Here is a 3,145-nt window from a genome sequence, read left to right on the forward strand (position 1 = left end):
GTCCGCGCACGTGATCGGGCGGCTCGCCGGGAGTTATGCGCGATCCGACTCAGACAGTCGCCGAACACAGAACGTCGTTCGTGCCTTAGAGTGTGTCGCTGACCGTAGTCGCCGCTTTCCGGTGGGCGCGGTCGAGCTGGACCACCACTGTGCGCCAACGGATTCGCCGCCGCTGGCCCACGGAATCACCTGGCACGCCCGCGTGCCGACGAAGGGACTTCATGCGCAAGTTGGTGGCGCGTCGCGCCGCGGTCAGGGCAGCTTCCCTCGGAGTCGCCGCGACCGTTCTCCTGGCCCCCTTGTCCGGCACCGCGAGCGCTGACCCCGCGCCGGGACAGCACCCCGCGCCGGGACAGCTCAGCGCCGACGCCCTGCCCGCCGAACTCGTCGAGGCGATCGCCCGCGATCTGGACATGACGCCGACGGAGTACCTCGACCGCGCCGCCCGCGCCCAGCAGCTGCGCACCTACGCCAGCGACTTCCGCGCCGAGCACCCCGAGGACTTCGCGGGCGCCTGGCTCGCCCCCGACGGCAAGCCGGTCGTCGCGGTGACCTCCGCCGACGCCGCGCGCATCGCCACCGCCGACGGCTACCTGACCCACCTCGCCCCGATCTCGGCGCAGAGCCTGGAGGAGGCGCTGACCCAGCTCGCCCAGTGGATGAGCGGGCTGCCGCGCGAGCTGTCCTCGGCGATCAACTCGGTGGCCGTCGACTTCCTCAACAGCCAGCTGGTGGTCAGCGTCGCCAACACCCCGACCGGCCACCTGCTCAACCTGCCGACCCTGATCGCCAACATCAAGGTCATCCTCACCCCCGACGGCGGCGGCCCGATCGAGCGGCGGCCGATGGGCGGCGACACCTACATCACGGCGGCCAACGGCCTGCAGGACGAGAGCCTGCTCGGCGTCGACGTCTGCTCGTTCGGCTTCAACGCCACCGACGCGGCGGGCAACGCGCTGAACATCAGTGCGGGACACTGCGATCCGAACATCGACGAGGCCGACCAGCGCGCCCCGGTGTACCTGCCGAACGTCCGCGACATCGCCAACAGCCCCGAGCTCGGCACCTTCGCGCGCGCCCAGCTCGGCGGACCGGCGGCGCTGGACTACTCGGTCATCCAGCTCAACGGCACCGCCGTCGGCGGCGGCATGGACCGTCCGGTGGTGCGCGGCGCCAACGGCACCACGCTGACCATCACCGGCACCGCCGAGCCGATCATCGGCGCCCCGGTCTGCAAGTCCGGCCAGACCTCTACTTTCACCTGCGGCTTCGTGGTCGCCGACCGGGTGGAGACCCAGCTCTACACCGCCGACGGCGACAGCCGCACCATCCGCGGCTTCGCCAGCTCGGCCTGCACCCTCGGCGGCGACAGCGGCGGCGCGATCGTCACCGGCACCCTGGCGCTCGGCATCACCAGCGGCTCCAACGCCGCCGACGCCCCCGACTGCAACGAGGCCAATGTGGCGCTCGCGCCCTACGGCGGCACCGCCACCCTCGGCATCCCGATCCGGTCGATCCTGGCCGACATCGACGCCACCTCCGGCGGCGGCCTCGGCAGTGGTGTGCAGGTCCGCACGGGTGTGAATCCGAGCTGACGTCCGACCGCACGGTATGAGTGGGCACAACGCCTTCGACCCCATATAGTCGCTTCATGCTCCTGTCTCGGAAGGGTCGCCTCAGGCCGGCACGTCAGTCAGCGCAGGCACGACATTCGGCACTGCGCAAGTCGGTGATCGCCGCTTCGGCGGCGGTCCTGCTGTTCGGCCCAACGGCCGCGGTGGCCACGGCCGAACCGGACGCGGGCGCGGGTGTCGAACTGCCCGCCGAACTCGTCGAGGCCCTCGGCCGCGATCTGAAGATCTCCGCCGAGGACTACCTCGCCAGGGCCGACCTCGCCCAGCAGGTCGCCGCCTTCACCGCCACCGCGCAGGACAAGTACCCGCAGGTGTTCGCGGGCTCCTGGCTCGACGACGCTGGCAAGGCCGTCGTCGCGCTGACCCAGGGCGCGGGCGCCGACGAGGCCCGCGCGGCCGCCGAGTCCGCCGGATTCGAGGTGCGCACCGTCGCCAGGAGCGAGGCCGCCCTGCGCGAGGAGAAGTCCGCCTTCGAACGCTGGCTGGACGACCAGCCCGAGGAGGTCGCGCGCCTGGTGCGCGGCGTGGTCATCGACACCGTCAACAACACCGTCGCGGTGGCGGTCGACCAGGTGGGCGTGCCGATGCCCAGCTTCATCGATCCGGCGCGAGTGTTCGTGATCGCGCCGCCGGTGGCCGCGGAGCCGGTGCCCGACGCCACCCCGATCGCAAGCGACATCAACCGCGCCTCGCTGACCGGCGGCGACGGCTTCACCTCCGCGGGCAGCGAGTCCTCGTTGCGCTGCTCGTTCGGCTTCAACGCCGTCGACGGCTCCGGCGCCACGGTGAACATCTCCGCGGGCCACTGTGATCCCGACGTCGCCACCGCCGGCACCGCGGCAGCCTCGTCCGTGCACGAGCTGCTGCCCGGTGACAACCTGGGCGCTCGCCTCGGCTCGTTCCAGAAGTCGGTGCTCGGCTCGCAGGACTACTCGATCATCCGCATCGACGACGCGGCCGCCGGTCGCTTCGCCAACAACGGCGTCCGGGTGCCCGGCGCCGCCCCGATCCGGGTCGAGGGCGTCGCGGTGCCGGTGGTCGGCGCTCCGGTCTGCAAGGCGGGCTCGCGCACCGGCTTCAGCTGCGGCATCGTCAACGCCGTCGACCAGAGCGTGCAGGTCGGCGACCGGCTGCTCACCCAGAGCTTCTCGGCCAACATCTGCGCGCTGCCCGGCGACAGCGGCGGCCCGATCGTCACCGGCCGCCTCGCCCTCGGCATCTCCAGCGCCTCGTCGGTGGCCGACTACCCGATCTGCGCCATCCCGAATCTGATCGGCGCGCTCACCGGCAACGCCCCGCAGCTGTTCGCGCAGCCGCTGTCGGTGGTGCTCGCCGACAATCCCGGACTGCGTATCCGCACCGAGTGATCCCCGCTGCGCTCAGCGATGAGCGCAGCCACCGAAAAGGGGGGGGGGGGGGGGCGGGCGGGGGGGGGGGGGGGGCGGGGGGGGGCGCCGGGCGGCGGACCGCCCCCCCCCCCGCGCGGGGGGCGGGGGGGGCGGGGGGGGGGG

At 72.7% G+C, this 3,145-nt stretch carries 2 protein-coding genes; both read left to right on the plus strand.

Translation table 11 applies throughout. The features are described 5' to 3' along the window. Nucleotides 1–221: 221 nt before the first annotated feature. On the plus strand, nt 222–1,595 hold the full coding sequence (locus QH283_RS11370) for a S1 family peptidase (RefSeq protein ID WP_280502973.1): 1,374 nt from the start codon (nt 222–224) through the stop codon (nt 1,593–1,595). Nucleotides 1,596–1,651: 56 nt separating this feature from the next. Then, entirely contained in the window at nt 1,652–3,001 is a 1,350-nt protein-coding gene (locus QH283_RS11375) for a S1 family peptidase (RefSeq protein ID WP_432420707.1), read from the plus strand. Nucleotides 3,002–3,145 lie beyond the last annotated feature (144 nt).

The sequence above is a fragment of the Nocardia farcinica genome (assembly GCF_029867845.1).
GTDB lineage: Bacteria > Actinomycetota > Actinomycetes > Mycobacteriales > Mycobacteriaceae > Nocardia > Nocardia farcinica_A.